The 25,540-nt window shown below is 70.1% G+C and carries 22 protein-coding genes; 5 read left to right on the top strand and 17 right to left on the bottom strand.

What is annotated here, in order from left to right; translation table 11 throughout:
- The first annotated feature begins 54 nt into the window (after positions 1 to 54).
- Positions 55 to 1,575: an Hsp70 family protein gene (locus GA0111570_RS07240; protein ID WP_092608571.1), complete on the top strand. Its 1,521-nt coding sequence runs from the start codon at positions 55 to 57 to the stop codon at positions 1,573 to 1,575.
- 36 nt (positions 1,576 to 1,611) lie between these two features.
- Here GA0111570_RS07240 and GA0111570_RS07235 read toward each other — a convergent pair whose 3' ends face one another.
- The 3 genes from GA0111570_RS07235 to GA0111570_RS07225 form a co-directional block, all read right to left on the bottom strand.
- Positions 1,612 to 2,106 (bottom strand): DUF456 domain-containing protein, encoded by a 495-nt coding sequence (locus tag GA0111570_RS07235; protein WP_092608568.1) that lies wholly within the window; start codon positions 2,104 to 2,106, stop codon positions 1,612 to 1,614.
- Positions 2,103 to 2,501, bottom strand: a complete 399-nt coding sequence (locus GA0111570_RS07230) for a Rieske (2Fe-2S) protein (RefSeq protein ID WP_092608565.1) — start codon at positions 2,499 to 2,501, stop codon at positions 2,103 to 2,105. The genes GA0111570_RS07235 and GA0111570_RS07230 overlap by 4 nt, the downstream gene beginning before the upstream one ends.
- A gap of 145 nt (positions 2,502 to 2,646) precedes the next feature.
- The gene (locus GA0111570_RS07225; RefSeq protein ID WP_092608562.1) at positions 2,647 to 3,036 is read right to left on the bottom strand and encodes a Rieske (2Fe-2S) protein; all 390 of its coding nucleotides are present in this window, start codon (positions 3,034 to 3,036) and stop codon (positions 2,647 to 2,649) included.
- Positions 3,037 to 3,204: 168 nt separating this feature from the next.
- Between GA0111570_RS07225 and GA0111570_RS07220 the strand changes: the two genes are divergently transcribed.
- Positions 3,205 to 3,852: an HAD-IA family hydrolase gene (locus GA0111570_RS07220; RefSeq protein ID WP_245703058.1), complete on the top strand. Its 648-nt coding sequence runs from the start codon at positions 3,205 to 3,207 to the stop codon at positions 3,850 to 3,852.
- On the opposite strand, the gene GA0111570_RS07215 is transcribed toward GA0111570_RS07220, so the two are convergent.
- From GA0111570_RS07215 to lpdA, 14 genes are all read right to left on the bottom strand, one after another.
- Positions 3,828 to 4,211 (bottom strand): YchJ family protein, encoded by a 384-nt coding sequence (locus tag GA0111570_RS07215; RefSeq protein WP_092608556.1) that lies wholly within the window; start codon positions 4,209 to 4,211, stop codon positions 3,828 to 3,830. The genes GA0111570_RS07220 and GA0111570_RS07215 overlap by 25 nt on opposite strands.
- A gap of 64 nt (positions 4,212 to 4,275) precedes the next feature.
- Complete coding sequence (gene tpx, locus GA0111570_RS07210) at positions 4,276 to 4,773, bottom strand: thiol peroxidase (protein ID WP_092608553.1); 498 nt, start codon at positions 4,771 to 4,773, stop codon at positions 4,276 to 4,278.
- A gap of 180 nt (positions 4,774 to 4,953) precedes the next feature.
- Positions 4,954 to 5,469 carry a flavodoxin family protein gene (locus GA0111570_RS07205; protein ID WP_092608550.1) on the bottom strand — a complete coding sequence of 172 codons (516 nt, stop codon included), beginning with the start codon at positions 5,467 to 5,469 and terminating at the stop codon, positions 4,954 to 4,956.
- A 141-nt stretch (positions 5,470 to 5,610) separates the two neighbouring features.
- Positions 5,611 to 7,455: a dihydroxy-acid dehydratase gene (gene ilvD, locus GA0111570_RS07200; protein WP_092608547.1), complete on the bottom strand. Its 1,845-nt coding sequence runs from the start codon at positions 7,453 to 7,455 to the stop codon at positions 5,611 to 5,613.
- An 81-nt stretch (positions 7,456 to 7,536) separates the two neighbouring features.
- Positions 7,537 to 12,429, bottom strand: a complete 4,893-nt coding sequence (locus GA0111570_RS07195) for an NAD-glutamate dehydrogenase (protein ID WP_092608544.1) — start codon at positions 12,427 to 12,429, stop codon at positions 7,537 to 7,539.
- 69 nt (positions 12,430 to 12,498) lie between these two features.
- A complete protein-coding gene (locus GA0111570_RS07190) occupies positions 12,499 to 13,215 on the bottom strand; it encodes a sirohydrochlorin chelatase (protein ID WP_092608541.1) in 717 nt (238 codons plus the stop codon).
- An 85-nt stretch (positions 13,216 to 13,300) separates the two neighbouring features.
- Positions 13,301 to 14,596 carry a sulfate adenylyltransferase subunit 1 gene (locus GA0111570_RS07185; protein ID WP_092608539.1) on the bottom strand — a complete coding sequence of 432 codons (1,296 nt, stop codon included), beginning with the start codon at positions 14,594 to 14,596 and terminating at the stop codon, positions 13,301 to 13,303.
- A complete protein-coding gene (gene cysD / locus GA0111570_RS07180; RefSeq protein WP_425438611.1) occupies positions 14,596 to 15,540 on the bottom strand; it encodes a sulfate adenylyltransferase subunit CysD in 945 nt (314 codons plus the stop codon). The genes GA0111570_RS07185 and cysD overlap by 1 nt, the downstream gene beginning before the upstream one ends.
- Complete coding sequence (locus GA0111570_RS07175) at positions 15,537 to 16,280, bottom strand: phosphoadenylyl-sulfate reductase (RefSeq protein WP_092608533.1); 744 nt, start codon at positions 16,278 to 16,280, stop codon at positions 15,537 to 15,539. The genes cysD and GA0111570_RS07175 overlap by 4 nt, the downstream gene beginning before the upstream one ends.
- The gene (locus tag GA0111570_RS07170; protein WP_092608530.1) at positions 16,277 to 17,995 is read right to left on the bottom strand and encodes a nitrite/sulfite reductase; all 1,719 of its coding nucleotides are present in this window, start codon (positions 17,993 to 17,995) and stop codon (positions 16,277 to 16,279) included. Before GA0111570_RS07170 ends, GA0111570_RS07175 begins: the two co-directional genes overlap by 4 nt.
- A gap of 160 nt (positions 17,996 to 18,155) precedes the next feature.
- A complete protein-coding gene (locus GA0111570_RS07165; protein WP_092608527.1) occupies positions 18,156 to 19,118 on the bottom strand; it encodes a ferredoxin family protein in 963 nt (320 codons plus the stop codon).
- 80 nt (positions 19,119 to 19,198) lie between these two features.
- The gene (locus GA0111570_RS07160; protein WP_092608524.1) at positions 19,199 to 19,636 is read right to left on the bottom strand and encodes a (deoxy)nucleoside triphosphate pyrophosphohydrolase; all 438 of its coding nucleotides are present in this window, start codon (positions 19,634 to 19,636) and stop codon (positions 19,199 to 19,201) included.
- Between the two features lie 107 nt (positions 19,637 to 19,743).
- Positions 19,744 to 20,349 carry an RNA 2',3'-cyclic phosphodiesterase gene (gene thpR, locus GA0111570_RS07155; RefSeq protein WP_092608521.1) on the bottom strand — a complete coding sequence of 202 codons (606 nt, stop codon included), beginning with the start codon at positions 20,347 to 20,349 and terminating at the stop codon, positions 19,744 to 19,746.
- Positions 20,350 to 20,453: 104 nt separating this feature from the next.
- Positions 20,454 to 21,860, bottom strand: a complete 1,407-nt coding sequence (gene lpdA, locus GA0111570_RS07150) for a dihydrolipoyl dehydrogenase (protein WP_092608518.1) — start codon at positions 21,858 to 21,860, stop codon at positions 20,454 to 20,456.
- Between the two features lie 114 nt (positions 21,861 to 21,974).
- Here lpdA and GA0111570_RS07145 point away from each other — a divergent pair, with 114 nt between their 5' ends.
- From GA0111570_RS07145 to GA0111570_RS07135, 3 genes are all read left to right on the top strand, one after another.
- Positions 21,975 to 23,537: a UDP-N-acetylglucosamine 1-carboxyvinyltransferase gene (locus tag GA0111570_RS07145; protein WP_245703057.1), complete on the top strand. Its 1,563-nt coding sequence runs from the start codon at positions 21,975 to 21,977 to the stop codon at positions 23,535 to 23,537.
- Positions 23,538 to 23,707: 170 nt separating this feature from the next.
- Positions 23,708 to 24,562 carry a pyridoxal kinase PdxY gene (gene pdxY / locus GA0111570_RS07140; protein WP_092608512.1) on the top strand — a complete coding sequence of 285 codons (855 nt, stop codon included), beginning with the start codon at positions 23,708 to 23,710 and terminating at the stop codon, positions 24,560 to 24,562.
- 63 nt (positions 24,563 to 24,625) lie between these two features.
- Complete coding sequence (locus tag GA0111570_RS07135) at positions 24,626 to 25,480, top strand: glycerophosphodiester phosphodiesterase family protein (RefSeq protein WP_092608509.1); 855 nt, start codon at positions 24,626 to 24,628, stop codon at positions 25,478 to 25,480.
- The last annotated feature ends 60 nt before the right edge of the window (positions 25,481 to 25,540 follow it).

Genomic DNA, 25,540 nt, shown 5'->3' with positions numbered 1-25,540 from the left:
GGACAGCCCCCGGCGACAGTTCGAGGAGGTCCCGAGGGTTGGTAGGCTCCTCGTATGCGTCTCGGGATAGATTTCGGCACGACCCGCACCACGGTGGCCCTCGTCGATCGGGGCAATTACCCCGTCGTCAGCTTCCCCGATGCCGCGGGGGACGCCCAGGAGTACTTCCCCTCAGTCGTCGCCCTCGACGGTGACCGGCTCCGGTACGGTTTCGATGCCCTGACCGCTGCGAACAACGGCGCCACCCTGGTGCGGTCCTTCAAGCGTGCCCTCGGCGCCGGCGACGTGAACGCCCACACCACCATCACCGTCGGTGACCGGGAGGTGGCCCTGCTCGACCTGATGGTGGGGTACCTGGGGGCGCTGAAGGAGGCGCTCGCCACCAACTCCAGCATCAGCGACGAGTACGACCCGGCACAGGCCGAGGCGACCGTCGTCGCGGTGCCCGCCCACGCCCACGGCGCGCAGCGGTTCCTGACGCTGGAGGCCTTCCGCCGCGCAGGGTTCGCGGTCTCCGCGATGCTGAACGAGCCCTCCGCCGCGGGGTTCGAGTACACCCACCGCCAGGGCCGCACCCTGAGTTCCCGCCGGACCCGGGTCATCGTGTACGACCTGGGTGGCGGCACATTCGACGCCTCGCTGGTGAGCGTGGACGGCGTCGACCACGAGATCGTCGGCTCCCTGGGCCTCAACATGCTCGGGGGCGACGACTTCGACGCCGCCCTGGCCGACTGCGCGCTCGAGGCCGCCGGCCTCACCCTGGACGACATCGACCTGCGGACCTACCTTGCCCTGCTGGACGACTGCCGGGACGCCAAGGAGCACCTGTCGCCACAGTCCCGCCGCATCCTGCTCGAGCTGGACGGCCAGCAGCTCACGGTGCCGGTCGCCGACTTCTACGAACGCGCCACCCCGCTGGTCCAGGCCTCGATGCAGGCGATGGCCCCCCTCGTGGAGGACCTCGACGGCAGCTCCACGTTGGCCTCCGACATCGCCGGCATCTACCTGGTCGGCGGCGCCTCCGGGCTTCCCCTCGTCCCCCGGCTCCTGCGTGAGACCTTCGGCCGACGGGTGTACCGCTCCCCCTATCCGGCCGCCTCGACGGCGATCGGCCTGGCCATCGCGGCCGACGAGGACGCCGGCTACTCGCTCACCGACAAGCTGTCGCGCGGTTTCGGCGTCTTCCGTGAGGCGGACGCCGGCACGACGGTCAGCTTCGATCCGATCGTCACCCGGGACCAGCGGGTGCCCGAGCACGGTGACGTGGTCATCACGCGCCGCTATCGCGCCGCCCACAACGTCGGCTGGTACCGCTTCGTGGAGTACACCGAGGTCGACCGGTCGGGGGAGCCTCGCGGCGACATCATGCCGTTCGCCCAGATCCTGTTCCCGTTCGACCCTGCCCTCCAGTCGGAGGGGGCCGATGTCACGACGGTGGAGATCCGGCGTACGAACGGCCCGATGGTCGAGGAGCGGTACGAGATCGACGCGAACGGCATCGTCCGGGTACGGATCACCGACCTGGCCACCGGCTACACCCGGACCCACGCGCTCAGTACGTCGGCGGCGGCCTGAGACCTCCCGGGTCGTGAGCCGGTGATGCGGTCCGGCTCAGAGGAAGCGGACCGCGGCGCCGGCCATCCAGACGATCCCGGCCGCGCTGGCACACCCGAACTCGACGAGCATGCCGATTCCCGTGGCCCGCAGCGCCTGCCCCGACGTACGCAGCGCAGTGGCCGGCTCGCGGACACGTGCAAGCTCGGACAGGAACAGGCCGGCGGCGAAGCCGATCGGCAGCCCCACGACGGGGATCACGAACATCCCCACGACACCGGCCAGCAGGCCGATGACGACCGATCGGTTCGGGATGCTGGCGCGCTTCAGGGTCCGACCGGTCAGGACGTACGTGGCCGTGACGCCGACCAGGCAGAAGGCCGCGCCGATGGCGAAGGTGACCCAGCCGATCGGGCCACCGATGACAACCGCCCAGAGCAGCAGCCCCACGAGGACGGTGATGGTCCCGGGCAGGACGGGGACCACGATGCCGACCAGGCCCACCAGAACCAGCAGGCCCGCCACCACCGTGGCCACGACGTCTGCACTCACCCGACCTCCAGAGTCTTCCCATCGACCTTGACGGGCACCTCGGTCAGGCCCCGGGGCGTCGGTCCACTGACCCGGCTGCCGTCCACCACAGAGTACCGACTGCCGTGGCACGGGCAGACGATGTTGTCACCCTCCACCTTGTTGACCTTGCAGCCGGCGTGCGGGCAGACCCTGCTGAAGGCACGGAAGTGCCCGGCGGTCGGCTGGATGACCACGTAGTCGCCGTTCTGCTGGATGTACGCCGACCCGACCGGCACGTCCTTGACCGGGATGCCACCCGAGCCCGAGCCGCCCGAGGTATCGGAGCACCCGGCCAACAAGGATGAACCGGTGACTGCTGCGACGGCCAGACCTGTCCCGCCGAGCAGGCTTCGTCGAGTGATGACGTACGACATGTTGCGCTCCCCCCCGGCACCGATCTGATCCGGGAACCCGGAACGCGCCCGGATGTGTGCCTTGTCACAGTCTAGTCCCGTGGCCTGCCACGAGCGTCGGCCAGCAGGCCTGGACGCACCTGGCCCAGCGGCAGGCGTGCCGGATTCAGCCGATGGTGAGCGTGTCGCCGGCGACGGTGACGGGCACCTCGGTCAGTCCGGTGGTCGCCGGGCCGCTCATGCGCGCGCCGTCGGCCAGGGAGAAGTGGCTGCCGTGACAGGTGCACTCGATCGACTCCGCGGTCACCCGGCTGACGGCGCAGCCGGCATGCGGGCAGGTGCTGCTGAAGGCCTTGAACGTCCCGGCCGTCGGCTGCGTGACGACCTTGTGGTCGGCCTCGAGGATGAGTCCCCCGCCTACGGGCACGCGCGAGGTGGACAGGCCACCGGCGGCGGACTGTGTCCCCGAGCAGCCACCCAGCAGCGGAGTGCCGATCGCGGCGGCGGCAAGGCCGGTCCCCGCCAACATGGTTCGGCGGCTGAACGACTGCATCATGGTGTGATCCCCCTGGGGTCTGGAGTTGTCCGCTGCCCGGAGAGGCCTCCGGCAGGCCCACCCTAGTGCCCCCGCCGGCCCCCCGTGCCCGACCGCTGCCGGTCGGCGCACCCGGCCAGGACCGAGGTTGGCCCCGCGGCAAGCTCCGGCATCGGGGAGAATGGCCGGGTGAGGTACCACAGCATCGTCTGGGACATGGGCGGCACCCTGATCGACACCTATCCTTCCGTCGACCGCACGCTCGCCCGGGTGGTGCGCGCTCACGGCGAGCCGATCGAGGAGGACCTGGTGGCGCGGCTGACCCGCCGGGCGATCGCGGTGGCCATCGACGAACTGTCGGAGCGCTACGGGGTCCCGCACACCGACCTCGATGCCGCGTACGCCCGGCTGAAGCGGTCCTGGACGACCACCCCACCCCCGGTGATGGCCGGGGCGAGGGAGGTGCTCTCGCACGTACGTTCCGTCGGCGGGCGCAACATCGTGGTGACCAACCGTGACCGGACCAGCGCGTCGGCCCTGCTCGCCGCCACCGGTCTGGACGTCGACGACCTGGTGTGTGCCAGTGACGGGTTCCCGCGCAAGCCCGACCCGCAGATGTACCGTGCCGTGCTCGATCGCAACGGCCTGGACCCGGCCGACTGCCTGGCGGTCGGTGACCGGGCGATCGATGCGGTCGCCTCCCGCCAGGTGGGGCTGGACTGCGTGATCCTCGAGACGCCGGGTATCCCCGTCGTCGAGGACGGCGAGCGGATCACCGACCTGCGCCGCCTGATCGACCTGATGGCCGGAGATCAGCCGATCTCGCCGTCCAGGTAGTACCAGGATCCGCGCAGGCGGACGAAGTGGCTGTGCTCGCTGAGCGTTCCCCGATCGGTCCCGGAGCGGTAGTGGGCGATGAACCGGACCCATCCCTCCTCGTCGCCGGGGCCGCCGGCCGTCGTCTCCAGCACCTGCAGTCGCCGCCAGGCCAGGCCGTCGTCGAGGTCGAGCGGCTCGGGTCGGGTGGCGGGAGCCCAGGTACGGAGCAGATGATCGGCGTCGCCGCGGGCGAACGCGGTGTAGCGCGAGCGCATCAGCTCCTCGGCGGTGGTGGCGGTGCGGGCACCGGCCAGCAGCGGGCCGCAGCAGTCGTCGTACGTCCGGCCGCTCTGGCAGGGACAGAAGTCAGGGGTCACGGGGTGCTCCTCGGGGACGCCGAACGCCCGGCCCGTGAGGGGCCGGGCGTTCGGGCAGGTCTGATCAGGCCAGGACGGCGAGCGCTGCGTCGTAGTTCGGCTCCTCGGTGATCTCGGGGACCAGCTGCGAGTGCAGCACGGTGCCGTCGACGTCGAGCACCACGACGGAGCGGGCCAGCAGCCCCTCCAGCGGGCCATCGGTCATCGTCACGCCGAAGGCCTGGCCGAAGTCCGAGCGGAACGACGAGCCCGTGACCACGTTCTCGAGGCCCTCGGCCCCGCAGAAGCGGCTCGCCGCGAACGGCAGGTCGGCGGAGGCGCAGACGACGCTGGTGTTGTCCAGGTCGGCGGCCAGCTTGTTGAACGTGCGGACCGAGGTGGCGCAGGTGGCGGTGTCGATGCTGGGGAAGATGTTCAGCACGATGCGGCGCCCCGCGAAGGACTCCCGGGTGATGGCGGCCAGGTCGGATCCGATCAGGAAGGACTCGGGGGCCTTCGAGCCGACGGTCGGCAGCTCGCCGACTGTCGCGACGGGATTGCCCTTCAAAGCGGTCGATGCCATAGGTGACTCCTCAGTGTTGCTCGGGAATGCCGAGTGGTGCTCGGGCTACGAGTGGTGATCGGACGGCTGAGCTGCTCGCAGTGCGAGCGCCGCCCGGCCTGCGATCTGAGGTTGACCTTACCCAGCGGCCGGACTACCCACCAGAGGCCGGTCCACCGGACGGTGCGGCAAGGACGCCCCTCAGCCGGCCCTCGGGGTGCCGGACACGACCGAGCCCAGCGACATCCCCCAGTTGAGGGCGCGCTCCAGCTCCCCGTCACGCAATCCAGAGGTGATCGGGTCGACCAGGAACGACTGTCCGGTCTTGGCTGCGTGGAAGCCATTGGACTTCAGCGCACGGGTCGCATCCCTGGCCGCGCTGGGCAGGAAACCACCGGTCGTACGGGTGTCGAAGGTGCGGACCGGCAGGTGCCGCATCGGGGTGACCAGCTCTATCCACTCGTGGATGCCGATCGTCGGGGATTCGGTCGCCCCCTCGTCGACCGCGCGCGCACGCGTGGCGGCGGTGGTCATCGTCATGTTGTGGGTCGGGGTGCCGACCAGCAGCAGGTCGACGTCCCTGGAGATCTCCCGCGGTGCCTGGTCGACGGGGTACAGATGGGCCTGGTGGCCTTCCTTCCTCAGTCCGGCGGCGATCGCCTCGGCGACGTGACGGGTGTTGCCGAAGCTCGATTCGCAGACGATGAGAACGTTCATGGCGGACCTCCTCCACGGGTGGGCGACGGAAACGACGATGTTCCAGTATCCATGACCGCCCGCAAGGACGACAGGGCCACCACGCGCCGATGTGCGTGGTGGCCCTTGTCGCTGTCGGTTCCGGGGTGCCCGGAGGGCTGGTCAGTCCAGCTGGCGGCGGGCCGCGCCCTTGTCCGCCGACTGCGCCAGGGCGCCGAAGATCTTCAGCGCGTTCGAGAGCGGCCGGTCACGGTTCACCGGCTTCCAGCCCTTCTCGTCCCGCGCTGCGCGGCGGGCGGCGAGCTCCTCGTCGGACAGCTTGACGTTGATCGTACGATCCGGGATCGAGATCTCGATGATGTCGCCATCCTCGACCAGGCCGATGGCACCGCCGGAGGCCGCCTCCGGGGAGACGTGGCCGATCGACAGGCCCGAGGATCCGCCGGAGAACCGGCCGTCGGTGACCAGCGCACACTTCGGCCCGAGCCCGACGCCCTTCAGGTAGGACGTCGGGTACAGCATCTCCTGCATGCCCGGTCCGCCCTTGGGACCCTCGTACCGCACGATCACCACGTCACCGGCGACGATGCGGCCGCCCAGGATCGCCTCGACGGCCTCGTCCTGGGACTCGGTCACCTTGGCGGGCCCGCTGAAGGTCCACTGGTCCTCGGGGACGCCGGCGGTCTTCACCACGCAGCCGTCCACGGCGATGTTGCCCTTGAGGATCGCCAGGCCACCGTCGGTGGTGTACGCGTGCTCCACCGAGCGGATGCAGCCGTTCTCCGCGTCGGTGTCCAGGGTCTTCCAGCGGTTGGTCGAGCCGAACGGCTCGGTGGTACGGACCCCGCCGGGGGCGGCGTGGAACAGTTCGAGCGCCTGGTCGGTGGTCCTGCCGCTGCGGATGTCCCAGTCGTCCAGCCAGCTGGCCAGGTCCGGGCTGTGCACCGCGTGGACGCCGCTCCTCAGCATCCCCGCACGGGCGAACTCGCCCATGATCGCCGGGATGCCGCCGGCCCGGTGGACATCCTCCATGTAGTAGTTGTGCGTGTTCGGGGCCACCTTGCAGATGCAGGGAGTGTGCCGGGAGAGCGCGTCGATGTCGTCCTGGTCGAAGTCGACGCCGGCCTCCTGGGCGGCGGCGAGCAGGTGCAGGATCGTGTTGGTGGACCCGCCCATGCCGATGTCGAGCGTCATCGCGTTGGTGAAGGCGTCCTTGGTGGCGATGCTGCGGGGCAGCACCGATTCGTCGCCCTCGTGGTAGTAGCGCTTGGCGATGTCGACGGCCAGGGCTCCGGCCCGCTCGAACAGGCCCTTGCGGGCCGCAGCGGTGGCGAGGGTCGATCCGTTGCCCGGCAGCGACAGGCCCATCACCTCGGTGAGGCAGTTCATCGAGTTGGCGGTGAACATGCCCGAGCACGAGCCGCAGGTCGGGCAGGCATTCTCCTCGATCCGGGTGATCTCGTCGTCGGTCACGTTGGGGTCCACCGCGGAGACCATGGCATCGATCAGGTCCAAGCGGGTCTCGGCGGTGCCGTCCGCGTGGATCACCGCCGTGCCGGCCTCCATCGGGCCACCGGACACGAAGACGGTGGGGATGTTGAGGCGCAGGGCGGCGAGCAGCATGCCGGGGGTGATCTTGTCGCAGTTCGAGATGCACACCAGCGCATCGGCCTTGTGCGCGTTCACCATGAACTCCACCGAGTCGGCGATCAGCTCGCGGCTGGGCAGGCTGTACAGCATGCCGTCGTGGCCCATCGCGATGCCGTCGTCGACGGCGATGGAGTTGAATTCCCGACCGATGCCGCCGGCCTCCTTGACTGCCTCGGCCACCAACTGGCCCATGTCCTTGAGGTGTACGTGGCCGGGGACGAACTGCGTGAACGAGTTGGCGATCGCAATGATCGGCTTCCCGAAGTCCTCGTTCGTCAAGCCGGTGGCGCGCCAGAGGGCGCGGGCTCCGGCCATGTTGCGACCATGGGTCGTGGCCCGGGAACGCAGTTCAGGCATGGGTCCTCCGTATCGAATGTCCGGGCCCCAGCCTAGGTCCCCCGGACCAGCCCGCGGACCGACGGCCAGATACAGGACCGCTCAGCGCGCCGCGGAGCCCGACCGCGAGATCGCCCTGAGGTGCCGCAGGACGACCGAGACCGGGGCCAGCCCGGCGTCCGGGATCTTCTGCAGCTGCCCGAGCGAGCTGTGCGCGCGCTCCGCGGCGGCGGCGTTCGCGTCGAGCCAGCGCCGCAACCTCTCGTCCACCTCGGACGCCCCGTCGGTCGTCGACAGCACCGAGGAGGTCAGGCCCTCGGCAGCCGCGTAGACATCGGCGCGGACGGCGCTGCGAGCCATCGAGTCCCACAGGTCGTCGCGCGGCAGCGCACTGATGGAGTCCAGCAGCTTGTCGATCGCGAAGTGCTCGGAGACCGAGAAGTAGAGCTCGGCCACCTCCGTCATGTCCTCCCCCGCCTCGCGGGCCAGGTCGGTGACGTCCAGCATCGCGAAGACGCTCAGCAGCCCCTCCGCCCACCGGGCGAGGTCGTCGGGGACCCCGGCCCCGGCCAGCTCCACGACATCGGCGTGGAACCGGTCGCGCTCACCGCCGCGCAGCAGCTCCTCCATCCGCTCCTCGAAGGCCGCCACCCCCGGACGGTAGCGGTCGATCTCCGCCCCGACCTCACTGCCGGAGGGACGTTCCAGCAGGAACCAGCGGGTGGCGCGGTCCAGCAACCGGCGCGACTCCCGGTGCAGCCGGGCCTGGGTCTGGGTACTGATCCTGTTGTCGAGCGCCTTGATCCGGGCCATGTACCGGTTGATGTCAAAGACCTCTCGCGCTATCACCAGCGCCCGGGAGATGTCCGGCAGCGTCGCCCCGGTCTCCTCCTCGGCGCGCAGCGTGAAGGTCATCCCGCCCAGGTTGACCACCGAGTTCGCGACGGCGTTGGTGATGATCTCCCGGCGCAGCGGGTGGGAGTCGGCCAGGTGCGGATAGTCCTTGCGGATCCGGCGCGGGAAGTAATTCCTCAGCTCGCGGGCGAACCAGGCCTCGTCAGGCAGGCCACTGGGCGCGATGGCGTCCTTCAGGGCGAGCTTCACGTACGCGACCAGGACGGCGCGCTCGGGGCTGGTGAGCCCCTTCCCGGACTTCTCCCGGACCTGGAGCTCGGCGTCCGAGGGCAGGAACTCCAGCTCACGGTCGAGCAGGCTGCGCTCCTCCAGCTGGGCCATCAGCCGGCTGTACGCACCCAGCCGCTGGCCCTCGCGCTCGCGGGAGTGCCCGAGGACCTGGTTCTGCTGGTAGTTGTCCTCCAGCACCAGCTGCGCGACGTCGTCGGTCATCTCCACCAGCAGCTGGTCGCGCTGCCGGAAGGTCATCTCACCGCTGCGGATCAGCGCGGTGAGGGGGATCTTCAGGTTGACCTCGTGGTCGGAGGTGTCCACCCCGGCGGAGTTGTCGATGGCGTCGGTGTTGATCCCGATCCCGTTGCCGGCGGCCTCGATCCGGCCTCGCTGGCTGAACGCGAGGTTGGCACCCTCGCCCACCACCCGCACCCGCAACTGGCCACCGTCGACCCGGATCGCGTCGTTGGCGCGGTCCCCGATGTCGGAGGACGACTCCTCGGAGCCCTTGACGTACGTCCCGATGCCACCGCACCACAGCAGGTCCACCGGCGCGAGCAGGATGGCCCGTTGCAGCTCCTGCGGGGTCATGGTCTCCACGGAGGGATCGATCCCCAGAGCCGCCCGCATCTGGTCGGTGACCGTGATGGTCTTCAGGCTCCGGGAGAAGACGCCGCCTCCCTCGGAGATCAGGCCGTGGTCGTAGTCCTGCCAGGACGACCGGGACAGTGCGAAGAGCCGGCGGCGCTCGGCGAAGGATACGGCCGCGTCCGGCTCGGGGTCCACGAAGATGTCGCGATGGTCGAAGGCGGCCACCAGCCGGGTGTGCTGGGAGAGCAGCATCCCGTTGCCGAACACGTCACCCGACATGTCGCCGATGCCGACGACGGTGAACGCCTCGCTCTGCACGTCCCGGCCGAGCTCGCGGAAGTGCCGCTTGACCGATTCCCAGGCGCCGCGGGCGGTGATGCCCATCTCCTTGTGGTCGTAGCCGGCCGACCCGCCCGAGGCGAAGGCGTCGTCGAGCCAGAAGCCGTAGGACCGGGCAATCTCGTTGGCGAGGTCAGAGAAGTGGGCGGTGCCCTTGTCCGCCGCGACGACCAGGTAGGTGTCGTCGTCGTCGTGCCGCACCACGCGCGGGGGCGGGACGACGCTGCCCTCGATCAGGTTGTCGGTCACGTCCAGCAGGGAGGCGACGAACGTCGCGTACGCCTCACGACCCTGGGCGGCCCAGCCCTCGCGGTCGACGTTCGGGTTCGGGAGCCGCTTGGGGTAGAAGCCGCCCTTGGCCCCGGTCGGGACGATCACCGCGTTCTTGACCACTTGGGCCTTGACCAGCGCGAGGATCTCGGTGCGGAAGTCCTCGCGGCGGTCCGACCAGCGCAGGCCGCCACGGGCGACCTTGCCGAAGCGCAGGTGCACCCCCTCCACGCGTGGTCCGTACACCCAGATCTCGAACGCCGGTCGCGGGTCGGGCATCCCGGGGATGCCGGACGGGTCGACCTTCAGTGCCACGGTGGGCTGGATCGATCCGGCATCCTCGGGCGTACGCCGGTCGTACTGGTAGAAGCTGGTCCGCAGCGTGCCCCGGATAACCTCCACGTACCGGCGCAGGATCCGGTCCTGCTCCAGCGAGGGCACCGAGGCGATCAGCTCGGCCAGCTCCCCGACGATCTCCTCCTCCGCGAGCCGGCGGGAGTCGTCGACCTGCGTCCCGGCGAAGAGGTCCGGAGACAGCCGGACCTCGAAGAGCCGGACCAGCATCGCGGCGATCCGCGGGTGGTTGAGCAGGGTGGAGCGCAGGTAGGCCTGCGAGTAGGCGATGCCGACCTGGCGCAGGTAGCCGGTGACGGTGCGCAGGATGACGACCTGCCGCGACGTCAGCCCGGCCGCGAGGACCAGTCCCTCCAGCTCGTCGGGCTCCGTACGACCCTCCCAGGCCGCCGCGAAGGCCTCCTGGAAGCGGGCCCGGGTGTCGCTGTCCCCCGCGCCCCAGCCTGCGCTGCCCTGGGGACGGAGCGCGAAGTCGTAGATGTGGAACTCGGCCCCGTCGCTGCGCTCCAGCACGTACGGACGCTCGCTGATCACCTCGGTCCCCAGGTGGGTGAAGACCGGCAGCAGGGCGCTCAGCGAGAGCCGGCCGTAGCTGTAGAGCTTGAGCCGACGCTCGTCGGGGCGACTGGTCGGGGTGGTGTAGAGGTTCAGGCGCAGCTCGCCGGGCCTGATGTCCTCCAGCTCGCGCAGGTCGGCCGCGCCGACGCGCGGCGGGAAGACCTCCTTGTACGCGGTGGTGAAGCCGCCGTGGAACGCCTTGGCGTACCGGTCGCCAAGGCCCTCGCCGAACTCCTCGACGGTGGCCACGGCCAGGTCCTCGTCCCAGTCCCGGGTGGCCTCGACGATCTGGTGCTCGACCATGTCGGGGTCGACGTCGGGCAGGACGACGTCCGGGGCGACGTGGATCACGAAGTGCAAGGTGGCGAGCGCCTCCTCCGAGGCACGCGTGGTGTACTCCACCGAGTCGCCGGTGAAGGTCTCGCGGAGGATCTCGGCCACGTTCATCCGCGCGACGGTGTTGTAGCGGTCGCGCGGCAGGTAGACCAGGCAGGACATGAAGCGCCCGAACGGGTCCTTGCTCAGGAACAATCGGGTCCGGGTCTGCTCGTGCAACTGGACGATCGCCAGCGCGTGGCGGGTGAGCTCCTCGATCGGCGAACGGAACATCTCGTCGCGCGGATAGGTCTCCAGGGCCGCGAGCAGTGCCTTGCCGGTGTGGGCCTCCCGGGTGAAGCCGGCCCGCTCCAGCACCGCGCGCACCTTGTCGCGCAGGTAGGGCACCTTGGTGACCGAGTCGTTGTACGCGTTGGAGGTGAACAGTCCCAGGAAGCTGTGGTGGCCGGTCTCCCGTCCTTGCTTGTCGTACGTCTTCACCACGATGTGGTCGGGGAAGACGCGGCGATGGACTGTCGTCCGCCGGTTGCCCTTGGTGACCAGGAACAGCGACTTCTCCCAGGCCTCCCGGGCCGAGGGCAGGGTCAGCGGCAGGGCGCTGTCCCCGGTGTCCTCGCGCAGCAGGCCCAGGCCGCTGTCCGGGACGGGGATGCGTCCGCCCTCCCGGTCGCGTCGGTAGCGCAGGTAGCCCAGGAAGACGAAGTTCCCGTCCGCCAGCCAGTCGAGCAGGTCGCATGCCTGCTGGGCCTCGGCGTTCTTGGCCGCGACGTAGGGATCAAGCTCGATCGCACAGCGCAGCGCCTGCTTGGTCATCGCCTCCCAGTCCTCGTAGACGGTGCGTACGTCGGCGAGGGTGGCGCGGATCTGGCTCTCCAGCAGGTGCACCGTGTCAGGGTCGGTGGTGCGCTGGACCTCCACGTGGATCCAGGACTCGACCTGGTCCTCGACCCGGTGGGACTTCTCCTCGACGGCCTCGTCGCCCTCCGCCCCCTCGACCTCCTCGATCGGTGCGACGTCCACCAGCCGCCCCTCGGCGTCCCGTGGCACGGACAGCTGGGGATGGGTAAGGAAGCGGATCGTGGCACCGGCAGCGGTCAGGGCCGCGGTGACCGAGTCCACGAGGAACGCCATGTCGTCGTTGATGACCTGGACGACGGTGTTCCGGGTGCCCCACCCGTTGGCCTCGACGGTCGGCGTGAACACGCGGACCAGGCACTCCCCAGGCCGACGCACCTCGCCCAGGCCACGATGGGAGAGGGCGGCACCCACCACGTCCTCGGGGCGCAGCTTGGACAGGGTCTCGGTGCTCAGGTCGCGCCAGAAGGCCCGGAGCAGGATCAGCAGGTTCTCCCGATCGTGTACGTCGGCGCGCTCGAGGGCGGCTTCGAACACGGCTTCACGCGGATCCCGATTGGCCATGGCGTCCTGACTCCTTCGTCCGGGGGCCGGGTCGACCACGAGGGTGCGGTCCGGTGCCAGCACACGAGTCTACGCGGCGCTCTCCCGCCGCGGTGCGGAATCGGAGCCGCCGGAGCGTGCGGCGGCCCCGAGCACTCGCTCGACCACCAGGTCGATGATCGCAGGGTGGTCGGCCAGCACCTCCGCGCAGCGGGCACCGGCGGCCGACGCGGCCGTCCGTACCCGGTCGGCGAACATTCCGGGGGCCAGCAGGTAGGGCGCCACCGTGACCCGGGCCACCCCGGCGTCCATGAACGTTGCCACGGCGGAGGGGACGTCCGGTCCCTCGCCGCTCGCGTACGCCACGCCTACGGGGACCCCGAGGACGCCCGACAGCATGTCGGCGGCCTGGCGGGCCTCACTGCGTCCGACCGGGTGGGAGGTGCCCGCCGCGGCCAGGACGACCGCGACCGGCTCGGCGTCGACCTCGTGGATCCGGTCCGCCAGGGCGCGGACGACGTGGCGGTGCGGCCCCAGGTGGGGGGTGACGGTTGCCCCGGACCCTGCGTGGACCAGCTCCGGGATGTCGACCAGTACGTGGTAGCCGGAGCTGAGCAGCACCGGCACGACGATGTCGGTGGGAGCGTCCGAGAGGACCCGGGCCAGCTCCGGCTCGAGGACCGAGAGCCAGCCGAGGTCCACGGTCGTGCCGGGCAACCGCTCCCGGACGGCCCGGGCGAGCAGCTCCATGACGCGGGCGCCGCCGGGGTCGCGGGTGCCGTGGGCGGCCAGCACGACGCGGGTCATGCCGCCCCGCTCCGCCCCGGGACCGCCGGGCCGCCGATGGTGACGGCGACCCGACGGCCTAGGGAGCGAACGGCAGACAGGAGCATCAGATGATCCAGTCCGGGCCGGCCTCGCCGTCCGGATCCGCGCTGACCACCATGCCGGCGGCGAGGGTGCCGCCCTGCTGGCCGTCGACCAGCAGGAAGGCGCCGGTGTGGCGGGCCCGGGCGTACGCCTCGGTCGGCAGTTCGGAGGCCAGGCGGAGCCGGACCCGGCCGATGTCGTTCAGCTCCAGCCGCTCGGTGTGCTCGCCCAGCAGCGTGTCGAGGTCGAGCTTGGCGTCGAGGGACCGCACCACGGCCTGGACCGTGCGCGAGCCGTTCTTCACCAGCACCCGGCTGCCCTCGACCAGCGGGCGCTCGGCCAGCCAGCAGACCAGGGCGTCCAGGTCGCGCGTCGGGGTCGGGGCGTCGTCGACCGAGGCGATCAGGTCACCACGGGCGATGTCGATGTCGTCGGCCAGGCGCAGCGTCACCGACTGCGGCGCGAAGGCCTCCTCCAGCTCCTTGTCGGCCAGGTCGATGCCGACCACCGTGGACCGCTTGCCCGAGGGCAGCACGACGACCTCGTCACCGGGGCGGACGACACCCGCGGCGATCCGGCCGGCGTACCCGCGATACTCGGCGAAGCGCTCGTCGACGGCACCGGACTGCGGCCGGATCACGTACTGGACCGGGAAGCGGAACGGCTGGTGCGTCGGGTCCTCGCCGGTCGGCAACTCCTCCAGCACCTCCAGCAGGGAGGGTCCGTCGTACCAGGGCGTCCGCTCCGACCCGTCGGCGATGTTGTCGCCGACCAGTGCCGAGACCGGGATCACGATCACGTCGGTCAGGCCGAGTCCGTCGGCGACGTGGCGGATGTCGGTCTCGATCGAGCGGAAGGTGTCCTCCGCGTAACCGGCCAGGTCGATCTTGTTCACCGCGACGATGACGTGCGGCACCCGCAGCAGCGAGGCCACCGCCAGGTGGCGCCGGGTCTGCTCGAGCACACCGTGGCGGACGTCGACCAGCAGCACGATCACGTCGGCGGTGCTGGACCCGGTCACCGTGTTGCGGGTGTACTGCACGTGGCCGGGGCAGTCGGCGAGGATGAACGAGCGCCGCGGGGTGGCGAAGTAGCGGTAGGCCACGTCGATCGTGATGCCCTGCTCGCGCTCGGCCCGCAGGCCGTCGGTGAGCAGTGCCAGGTCGGCACCGGTCATCCCCCGCTCGCGGCTGACGCGCTCGACCGCATCCATCTGGTCGGCCAGGATCGACTTCGTGTCGTGCAGCAGGCGACCCACCAGGGTCGACTTGCCGTCGTCGACGGAGCCGGCCGTGGCCAGGCGTAGCAGCGTGCTCATCAGAAGTAGCCTTCCTTCTTGCGGTCCTCCATGGCCGCCTCGGAGAGGCGGTCGTCGGCGCGGGTGGCGCCACGTTCGGTCAGGGTGGTGGCGGCCACCTCGGCGATGACCCCCGAGACGTCGGTCGCATCGGACTCGACGGCGCCGGTGCAGGACATGTCGCCGACCGTGCGGTAGCGCACCAGCTTGCGGACGATCTCCTCACCCTCACGGGGGCGGGAGACCGGTCCGTCGGCCAGCCACATCCCGTCGCGCTGGAAGACGTCGCGCTCGTGGGCGTAGTAGAGGCTCGGCAGCTCGATGTTCTCCCTGGCGATGTAGCGCCAGATCTCCAGCTCGGTCCAGTTGCTCAGCGGGAACACGCGGACGTGCTCGCCGGGACGGTGCCGGGCATTGTACAGGTCCCACAGCTCGGGTCGCTGGTTGCGCGGGTCCCACTGGCCGAACTCGTCGCGCAGGCTGACGATCCGCTCCTTGGCACGGGCCTTCTCCTCGTCGCGCCGCCCGCCGCCGTACACGGCGTCGAAGCGGCCCTGGGCGATCGCATCGAGCAGCGGCTGGGTCTGCAGCGGGTTGCGGGTGCCGTCGGCACGCTCGACCAGCCGGCCGTCGTCGATGTAGTCCTGGACCTTCGCCACGATCAGCTTCAGGCCGAGCCGCTCGACCGTACGGTCGCGGTACTCGAGCACCTCGGGGAAGTTGTGGCCGGTGTCCACGTGCAGCACCGGGAACGGCACCCGACCCGGGTAGAACGCCTTCGCCGCCAGGTGCAGCATCACCACGGAGTCCTTGCCGCCGCTGAACAGCAGCACGGGGCGCTCCAGCTCGGCGGTCACCTCCCGGAAGATGTGGATCGACTCGCTCTCCAGCACGTCGAGCTGGCTGAGCTCATAGGGCTGGAGGTCGCTGTCGTCGTCGAGGATGGTCACGATCTCGGTCGTCACAGGTGGATCCCGCATTCTGTCTTGGCCAGACCGGCCCAGCGGCCGGCCCGGGGGTCTTCTCCGGGGAGCACCTTTCGGGTGCAGGGTTCGCAGCCGATCGAGGGGTAGCCCTCCGTCAGCAGGGGGTTGATCGGGACACCGTGCTCGCCGGCGTACTCGATCACGTCGTCGAAGGTCCAGCCGGCGATCGGGTTGATCTTGACCATGTGGTGGGTGTTGTCCCACTCCACCAGCCTGGCGTGGCGGCGCAGCTCGTTGTCCTCGCGGCGGACACCGGTCACCCAGGCCTCGTAGCCGCCGAGCTCACGGTTGAGCGGCTCGACCTTGCGCATCGCGCAGCACTGGCCCGGGTCGCGGGCGAAGAGGTCCTTGCCGTACTTCTCGTCCTGCTGGGCGACGGTGAGCACCGGCAGGACGTCGATGATGTTCACCGGCAGCACCGTCTCCATCTCGCCGCGGGTCCCGAGGGTCTCGGCGAAGTGGTAGCCGGTCTCCAGGAACAGCACGTCGACACCGGGGTGCACGCTGGAGACGATGGCGGGCAGGACGGTGTCCCCGGCCATCGAGCAGGCGACCGCCAGGGCGTCGCCGAACTCCTCGGCCGCCCAGGCCAGGACCTGCTCGGCGGTGGCGTCGGCGAACCGCTCGGACGCCTCCTCCGCGATGGCCTTCAGCTCATCCTCCGTGCGACGGCGTCCGGGGCCGTGACTACGGGGGGCTGTGTCGGGTGCGGTTGTCACACGAACTCCTTCTCATCACTGCGTGCTACCCAGGCGGAGAAGGTCTCTTCGCCCTGTCGCTGGTCCAGGAATCGCCGGACCACTCGATCAACGTAACCCGGAAGGTCCTCCGAGCTCACCTTGAGACCACGGACGGTACGGCCCAGGCCAGCCTCCTCGCGGTCCTTGGAGGCCAGGCCACCACCCAGGTGGATCTGGAACCCGAACTCCCCGCCCAGCAGCTGTCCCTTGAGGCCGATGTCGGCGGTCTGGATCCGGGCGCAGGAGTTGGGGCAGCCGTTGATGTTCAGGCTGATCGGCGGATCGAGCGGTACGCCGTCGAAGCGCTGGTCCAGGTCCTCGATCACCCGGGCGGCCAGGCCCTTGGTCTCCACGAACGCGAGCTTGCAGTACTCGATGCCGGTGCAGGCCATGGTGGCACGGCGGAACGGGCCTGGGTCGGCCTGCAGGCCGATCCCCGCCATCGCCTCGACCAGCTGGTCGACCTTGTCCGGGTCAACGTCGAGGACGAGGAGCTTCTGGTGCGGGGTGAGGCTGACCCGGTGCGAGCCGGCAGCCTCGGCCAGGTCGGCGATCCGGGCGAAGTTGTCGCCACCGACACGGCCGACGGTCGCGGCGAAGCCGACGTACTTGCGGCCGTCCTTCTGGTCGTGCACGCCGACATGGTCGGCGGGCGTGCCGTTGCTGGTCGCGGCGGGCCCGTCCGGGAGCTCGCGGTGCAAGTACTCGTCCTGCAGGACCTGGCGGAACTTCTCCGGGCCCCAGTCGGCCATCAGGAACTTCAGCCGGGCCTTGTTGCGCAGGCGGCGGTAGCCGTAGTCGCGGAAGATCGAGATCACCCCGGCCCAGACATCGGCGGCCTCCTCGGGCCGGACGAAGACGCCGAGGCGCTCGGCGAACCGCGGGGCGGTCGACAGGCCGCCACCGATCCACAGGTCGTACCCGGCACCCAGCTCCGGGTGGCGGACGCCGACGAAGGAGATGTCGTTGATCTCGTGGCAGACATCCAGGCTCGGGTGGCCGGTGATCGCGGTCTTGAACTTGCGCGGCAGGTTGGTGAACTGCGGCTCGTTGATGAAGCGCTCGCGGATCTCCTCGATCAGCGGCGTCGGGTCGATGATCTCGTCGGCGGCGATGCCGGCCACCGGACTGCCGAGGAAGCCGCGGGGCGTGTCGCCGCAGGCGGTGATGGTGTTCAGGCCGACCGCGTCCAGGCGGTCCCACAGCTCGGGGACGTCCTCGATGGCGACCCAGTGCAGCTGGATGTTCTGCCGGTCGGTGATGTCCAGGGTGTTGCGGGCGAAGTCCCGCGAGATGCCGGCGATCGTACGGACCTGCTCGGTGCTCAGGATCTGGCCGTCGACCCGGATCCGCTGCATGAAGTAGGTGTCCGAGAGCTCGGCGTCGCTCTTGCCGGTGTGGGAGGAGTCCAGCCCCTGGGCACGCTGGGTGTAGAGGCCCCACCAGCGCATCCGACCGAAGAGGTCGTCCGGCGCGATGGAGTCGAAGCCCTCCTTGGAGTACGTGTCGAGGATCCGCCGGCGGACGCTCAGGCCGTCGTCCTCCTGCTTGTACTCCTCGTTGTGGTTCAGGGGGCTCTTGCCGTCGACGGCCCACTGGCCGTTGGGCCGGCCCTTCCGGGGGCCACGTACGTGCTCACGCGCGGCCGGGGCCGCGCTCGGCGTCGTGGTCGTGGGGGTGGAATCGTCGGACACGGGGCCTCCTCGGCATCAGGCTGAATCACACCGCGGCATCCCTCATGGGGAGGCACTCGGGGAGATGTCAACGACTCCCCGCCGGTATTCAGGGATCTTAATGATCCCATAGCAAAATGCAAAACCCGTCGGTCCATCGGAAGGGACGACCGTGGGTCCCTCAGACGGCCACGGGGTCCTCGAGGAGGGTCGTCCGCCACTCCGGTACCGGGACGGAGGGCTTGCCGCAGGACTCCGGACGCATCCGATCGGTGAGGACGGCGGCCACCTCGAACGTGAGGCCTTCGGACCCGCCGCCCACCCGTACGCTCCAGCGGCCCTCGCCCAGTGGGACGGGCCGGTCGACCGGCGGACCGGGGACGCTCCAGTCGTCCACAGCGTCACGGAAGGCGAACTCGGCCACCTGCTGGGGGCGCTGCAGACCGCTGCGGCCGCGGTAGTGGTCCGGGTCGGCCACCTCGGGGCAGATCCGGCGCTCATCGGCCGCGGCGAGGACGGCGATCGCGGCGTCGGCATCCAGGCGGGCGTACGCGTGGCCCGAGGGCAGCACCACGGCGGTGGCAGCGAACCGGTGGCCGCCCAGGTGCGTGGTCTCGAACACCCGGTCCGGGAACGCCTGGCCGGCGGAGTCGGCGACCGGACGCCCGGTGAGCGCGCAGCAGCGGTCCCGCTTGCCGTTCGTACACACCAGGAGGACCGGGCGGGTGGCGATCCGCAACTGCGGCATGGCCGCGAGGAGTCGTGCCGGAGAGGGGTCGGCCAGGCATTCCAGGGGCAGCCGGAGCAGCTGGTCGGGATCGTCGATGGTCCCCTCCACCAGCCAGGGGGCCTCGACCGGCCCGGCGGCGACCAGGATCCGTCGTACGTCGTGGTGACGATCGGGGTGCGCTCCCGGCTCCCGCATCAGGGCGAACCGTCCACCCAGCGCCGCGACCGCACGGTCCATACGGGCGCCCAGGACGGGGTCGAGCCTGGACTGGACCGCGGCCTTGGCACCCCAGGGCCCGTCCTGCTCCAGCACCACCCAGCAGGTCGCCTCGGCAGCGGTGCCGATGGCCGGTTCGGCCGCGGCCAGTGACATCTGCGAACACAACTCCCCCAGCTCCGGCGGCCGGTGCGTCATGGTGGTTCCTCCTGGTCCGGGCGAGGTGGGTCGGCTGGTGGTGATCCGGCTGGTGGCGATCCGTAGCGGTGCAGTGTCGCTCAGGCGCGAGCCGGGATCATCAGCGCCCGCAGGGCCGCCACGATGGCGTCGTCGGCGGGCAGCCAACCGACGCTGTCGAGCTCGTCCACGCCCAGCCACCGCACCGCGTCATGGGCGTCACCCGGACGGATGTCCTTGCGCGCGGGTTCGGCGAGCCACACCCGGATCCGCCAGCTCTCGGAGATGGGCCAGGCCCCGTCGGGCATCGGGCCGTGGACCTCACGGCCCACGGTGATCGGCAGGTCGAGCTCCTCGCGCAGTTCGCGGTGCAGGGCGGCGAGCGGAGCCTCTCCGGGCTCGACCTTGCCGCCGGGAAACTCCCAGCCGCCCGCCTGCGAGGTGGCGTAGCGCCGAGCCGCAAGGATGCGGGTCGGCCGGGCGAGGTCGTCGACGAGCGCCGCGCCCACGACGAGGCGGCGGCCGGAAGGGAAGCTCATGGCTTCACTCTTTCATGGCTCCGGGCCGCTCCCGCGCGACGGGTGCCGGAGTGGGCGCCGCGGCCGGGAGGACAACGCGGTGGTGGGCGGCTTCCTGCCACCAGGGCTCATTCGCCGGTGTCGTACGGCTTCCGCGTCCTCTCCTCGCCCGGATGCCCGGCCAGCGTGAACCGCTCCAGCACCTCGTAGCGCCGGGCCTGGTCGTGCAGGTGGGACTGGACCAGGACCAGCTCGTCGGCGAACCACCCTGGCGCCTCGAACGTGTCCAGCACCCGGATCAGCCGCGTGGTGTCCAGCGGCCGGCCGGCCCTGGCCAGGCTGAGGTGGGGCGTGAACCGCGCACCGTCGACGCGGACCCCGGACCGGACGGCCGCGTTCCGGCTGCGCTCGGCCAGCTGCGCCAGCGGCTGCACGGCGGCCTCCATCACGCCGAGCCACAGCAGCCGGGTCTCCAGCGCGTGGGGGAACGCTCCCCCGCCGGCCAGTGCCAGGTCGAAGGCGGGGGTGCGTGCAGCTGCCTGGTCGAGGCCCTCGACCAGGCGGTCCAGGGACCCGTCGGGCACGTCGGGCATGAACGCGGTGGTGAGGTGCCAGGTCTCCGGGCGGGTCCAGCGCAGGCGCGGTTCGGCTACCCGGCGGGGCTCGAGGAAGGCATCCAGTTCCTCGACGACCCGATCCGGCGGGACGATGGCGGTGAACAAGCGAGCACCCATCACGCCATGGTAGGGCCGGGACGGCTGCGACGGCAGGAGCCCCGTCCCCCAGCGATGGGTGACGGGGCTCGTGCCGGCTCGGAACCGTCCGGGCCTGACCGCGGTCAGAGGTTGATCATGTGGCCACCGATTCCCTCGGCGGCCTCCTTGATCGCCTCGGAGAGCGTCGGGTGCGAGTGCACCGTGCGGCCGATCTCCTCGGCGGTGAGGTCCCACTGCTGGGCGAGCACGAGCTCGGGCAGCAGCTCGGTGACCTCCGGGCCGATCATGTGCGCGCCGAGGATCTCCCCGTACGTGGCGTCGGCGACGATCTTGACGAAGCCGACCGTCTCACCGAGCCCGTTGGCCTTGCCGTTCGCGGAGAACGGGAACTTGGCGACCTTGACGTCGTAGCCGAGTTCCTTGGCTTTCTCCTCGGTGTAGCCGAAGGCAGCGATCTGGGGCTGGCAGTAGGTCGCGTGCGGGATCATGTCGTAGTTCAGCGGCATGGTCTCGGCGCCGGCGATGGTCTCCGCGGCGACGACGCCCTGGGCCTCGGCGGTGTGGGCCAGCATCAGCTTGGCCGTCACGTCACCGATGGCGTACACGCCCGGCACGTTGGTGCGCATGAAGTCGTCGATCTCGATCGCACCTCGCTGGGTGAGGGCGACGCCGGTCTTCTCCAGGCCGTAGCCGTCGGTGCGGGGCGCGAAGCCGAACGCGGACAGCATCATGTCGGCCTCGAGGACCTGCTGGTCACCGCCGGCGGCGGGCTCCACGGTGATCCGGACGCCGGAGCCGGTGTCCTCGACCTTCTTGACAGCGGTACCCGTCATCACCTTGACACCGAGCTTCTTGTAGGCCTTGCCGAGCTCCTTGCCCAGCTCGGCATCCTCGACCGGGATCATCCGGTCCAGGTACTCCACGATCGTGACGTCGACGCCGTAGGAGTTGAGGACGTAGGCGAACTCGGTGCCGATGGCGCCGGCGCCGCCGATGATGATCTTCTGCGGCAGCGTCTCGGAGAGGATCAACTCCTCGTAGGTGACGACGTTGGCCGAGCGCTCCATCCCCGGCAGCATCCGGGTCACCGAACCGGACGCGATGATGATGTTCTCGGCGGTCAGCGTCTCGACGGAGCCGTCGTCCTTGGTGACCTCGATCGTCTTGGCGTCGGTGAAGGTGCCCCAGCCGTCGAACTCCTGGATCTTGTTCTTCTTCATCAGGAAGTGGACGCCCTTGACCATCTTGTTGGAGACGTCACGGGACCGGCTGTACGCCTTGCCGTAGTCGAGCTTGACCTCGCCGTCGATGCTGAAGCCGAAGAAGTCACGCTCGTGCGTAAAGATGTGCGCGAGCTCAGCGTTGCGCAGCAACGACTTGGTGGGGATGCAGCCCACGTTGAGGCAGACACCACCCCAGTACTTCTTCTCGACAATGGCGGTCTTCAGGCCCAGCTGGGCGGCGCGAATTGCCGCGACATACCCTCCGGGACCGGCGCCCAGGACTACGACGTCAAAGTGTGCGGTCATGGCCGCAACTCTATCGACCCGCGAGTGATCCTGTCGCCGCGACCGAGAGGTGTGCCGACGGCTGCGGCTGCTGTGCACAGCATGGAGCTCAGGCCCGTGGGTTACTGTGTCGTGGTGACTTCCAGTTCGTCCTCCCCCCAGATCGGCAAGTTGATCCGAGACGCCCGCGAACAGCGGGGCCTCTCGATCGCCGAACTCGCCACCAAGCTCCGGACCGAGCCCGCCACCCTCCAGGAGGTGGAGAACGGCTCGATGGCCCTGTCGATGGAAGCGATCGACAGGATCGCCCGGGCGCTCGAGTCCGACTTCAGCGCCGGTGAGCAGGAAGTCTTCGCGCCACAGCCGATGCAGACGACCAAGCCCGCCGCCATGCACCTGACCATCGAGGGTGGTCGCCGGCTGAGGGGGGCGATCGACTGCCGCTCCTCCAAGAACGCCGCCGTCGCCCTCCTCTGTGCCTCCTTGCTGAACCGGGGCCGTACGGTCCTGCGGAAGATCGCCAAGATCGAGGAGGTGAACCGGATCTGCGAGGTGCTGATCAGCATCGGCTACCGGATCACCTGGATCAACGAGACCGACCTGGAGCTGATCCGCCCCGCCGAGCTCGACCTGGCCGCCATGGACGTCAACGCCGCCCGGCGGACGCGCTCCATCATCATGTTCTTCGCCCCGCTGATGCACTCCTACCCGGAGTTCTTCCTGCCGTACGCCGGTGGCTGCGACCTCGGCGCCCGGACGATCGAGCCCCACCTGCAGGTGCTGCGCCACTTCGGCCTCGACGTGGTCGCGACCGAGGGCTTCTACCACTGCCGGGCCGCCGACGTCCACGCCCCCAAGCGCGCCGTCATCCTGACCGAGCGCGGCGACACGGTCACCGAGAACGCGATCATGGCCGCGGCCATGGTCCCGGGCCCGGTCACCATCCGCAACGCCTCGCCGAACTACATGGTCCAGGACCTGTGCTTCTTCCTGCAGAGGCTCGGGGTCCAGATCGATGGCATCGGCACCACCACGCTGGTCGTTCGTGGCGTCAGGGACATCGACGTCGACGTGGAGTACTTCCCCTCCGAGGACCCGATCGAGGCGATGAGCCTGATCACCGCGGCGATCGTGACCAAGTCCGAGCTCACCATCCAGCGCGCGCCGATCGAGTTCCTCGAGATCGAACTGGCCATCCTGGAGGAGATGGGCCTGGACTTCTCCATCACCGAGGAGTACATGGCCGACAACGGTCGGACCCGCCTGGTCGACATCACTGTCCGGCCCTCGCAGCTGAAGGCGCCGATCGACAAGATCCACCCGCTGCCGTTCCCGGGCCTGAACATCGACAACCTGCCCTTCTTCGCGGTCATCGCCGCCGAGGCGGAGGGACAGACCCTGATCCACGACTGGGTGTACGAGAACCGGGCGATCCACCTGCTCGACCTGGCCAAGATCGGCGCGAACATCCAGCTGCTCGACCCGCACCGGCTGATCATCACCGGTCCGACCAAGTGGCGTGGCCGCGAGGTCACCTGCCCACCGGCCCTGCGTCCGGGCGTCTGCCTGCTGCTGGCGATGCTCGCCGCCAAGGGCGAGTCCGTGCTCCGCGACGTCTACGTGATCAACCGCGGCTACGAGGACCTGCCGAACCGCCTGAACGCCCTGGGCGCCAACGTCCAGGTCACCACCAGCTGAGCACCCTGCTGTCCCGACGACGGCCCTCGACCCCACTGCGGGTCGGGGGCCGTCGCGCGGTCCGGGCCGACGGCGGGGATGCCGCCGAGGGGAGGGATGGCGGCCGTGCTGGCCCGATCGGATCGCGGCACCCGGCAGGGGCCCGGGGCGGCTGCGGCATGATGGATCCCATGACCTCCATCATGTCCATCCAGTCCTCCGTCGCGTACGGCCACGCCGGCAACAGTGCGGCGTCGTTCCCGTTGATGCGGATGGGGCTGGAGGTCATGCCGGTGCTGACCGTGCACTTCTCCAACCACAGCGGCTACGGCGCCTGGCGCGGTCCGCTGCTCGACCCCGCCGACGTGCTCGAGGTCGTCCGTGGCATCGACGACCGGGGCGCCCTGGCCGGCTGCGACGCCCTGCTGTCGGGATACCTCGGCAACGGTGCGACCGGGGAGACGGTGCTGGCGGCCGACGCCCTGCTCAAGGAGCGCAATCCGCGGGCGATCTGGTGCTGCGACCCGGTGATGGGGGACGTCGGCCGGGGCTTCTTCGTGCGCGAGGACGTGCCGCCGATGTTCCGGGACCGGATCCTGCCGCACGCCCAGGTCGTCACGCCCAACCACTTCGAACTGGACTACCTGGTGGGGCGGGAGACGAACACGCTGGCGGAGATCCTGTCGGCGGCCGAGGAACTGCGCGAGCGCGGACCGGAGACCGTGCTGGTCACCTCCATGGTCAGCGCAGAGACCGACCCCGACACCATCCAGATGCTCGCCGTCGACGGTTCCGGCGCGTACCTGGTCACCACGCCGCGGCTGGACGCGTACTTCACCGGCTCCGGTGACGTCACCTCCGCCCTGTTCCTGGCCCACCTGCTGGCCACCGGGTCCTCACGCCGCGCGGTGGAGAACACCGCCGGCTCGATGTACGGCCTGCTGGGCCGCACCCTGGAGCTGGGCCGCCGTGAGCTGGCCCTGGTGCCCGCGCAGGAGGAGTTCGTCTCCCCCAGCACGACCTTCGTGGCGCAGAAGATCGCCTGAGCCTGGCCGCCCGGCCGGCCGCCGGTCACCTTCTGGACACCTGGATACGCGCATACTGGCCCCATGACGGTCGCCGATCGCGCATTCTTCGCGCAGCCCTTCCTCGCCCTGGCCCACCGTGGGGGCTCCACCTATCCACCGAACGTGGGGCGCGAGAACACCCTGCACGCCTTCGGTGAGGCGGTAGCGCTGGGCTACACGCACGTCGAGACCGACGTGCACGCCACCCGGGACGGGGTGCTGCTGGCGTTCCACGACGACCGGCTGGACCGGGTGACCGATCGTACGGGAATGATCGCCGACCTGACCTTTGCGCAGGTGACCGAGGCGCGGATCGGCGGCACCGATCCGATCCCGACCCTCGACCAGGTGTTCGAGACCTTCCCGGAGACGTTCTTCAACATCGACCTGAAGTCCGATGCCGCGATCGAACCGCTGGTCGAGGCGCTCAACCGCCACCACGCCCAGCAGCGGGTGAACGTCGCCTCCTTCTCCGACCGTACGCTGCGGACGTTTCGCCGGCTGGCCGGCACGCAGGTCTCGACCTCGGTCGCCCCGTCGGGGATCCGCTACACGCGCCTGTTGCCCTCGGTCGCCGGCCTCCTCGCGGCACCGGGCAACGCCCTGCAGGTTCCGCACTGGCATCCCCTGCCGCAGGCCGTCCGGTCCCTTCCCCCGCTGGTGCTCGAAGCCCTGGGCGACGACATCGACGTCCGCGGCGAGCGGTTCCGGGTCGTCACGCGTGCCCTGGTCGACGCCGCCCATGCGGCCGGCAAGGTCGTGCACGTGTGGACCATCGACGACGCCGACGAGATGCGCGAGCTGATCGACCTGGGGGTCGACGGGCTGGTGAGCGACCGGATCGACGTCCTCAAGGACGTCCTGGTCGAGCGGGGCCGGTGGCATGACGAGCACTGAGACGGACACCGGGAGCCACGACCTCGGACCGGCCGGACCCCCCGTGCCCGGACGGTTCAG

Origin of the sequence: Raineyella antarctica (assembly GCF_900092135.1) — a bacterium.
GTDB lineage: Bacteria > Actinomycetota > Actinomycetes > Propionibacteriales > Propionibacteriaceae > Raineyella > Raineyella antarctica.
This window is presented reverse-complemented; position numbering and strand designations above follow the sequence as displayed.

Excerpts from the sequence above, each read along its gene's own strand:
- GA0111570_RS07190 (WP_092608541.1), bottom strand. The coding sequence starts at position 13,215 with ATGACCCGCGTCGTGCTGGCCGCCCACGGCACCCGCGACCCCGGCGGC.
- GA0111570_RS07225 (WP_092608562.1), bottom strand. The coding sequence starts at position 3,036 with ATGATGCAGTCGTTCAGCCGCCGAACCATGTTGGCGGGGACCGGCCTT.
- pdxY (WP_092608512.1), top strand. The coding sequence starts at position 23,708 with ATGACCTCCATCATGTCCATCCAGTCCTCCGTCGCGTACGGCCACGCC.
- tpx (WP_092608553.1), bottom strand. The coding sequence starts at position 4,773 with ATGGCATCGACCGCTTTGAAGGGCAATCCCGTCGCGACAGTCGGCGAG.
- GA0111570_RS07160 (WP_092608524.1), bottom strand. The coding sequence starts at position 19,636 with ATGAGCTTCCCTTCCGGCCGCCGCCTCGTCGTGGGCGCGGCGCTCGTC.
- GA0111570_RS07165 (WP_092608527.1), bottom strand. The coding sequence starts at position 19,118 with ATGACGCACCGGCCGCCGGAGCTGGGGGAGTTGTGTTCGCAGATGTCA.
- GA0111570_RS07135 (WP_092608509.1), top strand. The coding sequence starts at position 24,626 with ATGACGGTCGCCGATCGCGCATTCTTCGCGCAGCCCTTCCTCGCCCTG.
- ilvD (WP_092608547.1), bottom strand. The coding sequence starts at position 7,455 with ATGCCTGAACTGCGTTCCCGGGCCACGACCCATGGTCGCAACATGGCC.
- GA0111570_RS07205 (WP_092608550.1), bottom strand. The coding sequence starts at position 5,469 with ATGAACGTTCTCATCGTCTGCGAATCGAGCTTCGGCAACACCCGTCAC.
- GA0111570_RS07185 (WP_092608539.1), bottom strand. The coding sequence starts at position 14,596 with ATGAGCACGCTGCTACGCCTGGCCACGGCCGGCTCCGTCGACGACGGC.
- GA0111570_RS07195 (WP_092608544.1), bottom strand. The coding sequence starts at position 12,429 with ATGGCCAATCGGGATCCGCGTGAAGCCGTGTTCGAAGCCGCCCTCGAG.
- lpdA (WP_092608518.1), bottom strand. The coding sequence starts at position 21,860 with ATGACCGCACACTTTGACGTCGTAGTCCTGGGCGCCGGTCCCGGAGGG.
- GA0111570_RS07240 (WP_092608571.1), top strand. The coding sequence starts at position 55 with ATGCGTCTCGGGATAGATTTCGGCACGACCCGCACCACGGTGGCCCTC.
- GA0111570_RS07230 (WP_092608565.1), bottom strand. The coding sequence starts at position 2,501 with ATGTCGTACGTCATCACTCGACGAAGCCTGCTCGGCGGGACAGGTCTG.
- thpR (WP_092608521.1), bottom strand. The coding sequence starts at position 20,349 with ATGGGTGCTCGCTTGTTCACCGCCATCGTCCCGCCGGATCGGGTCGTC.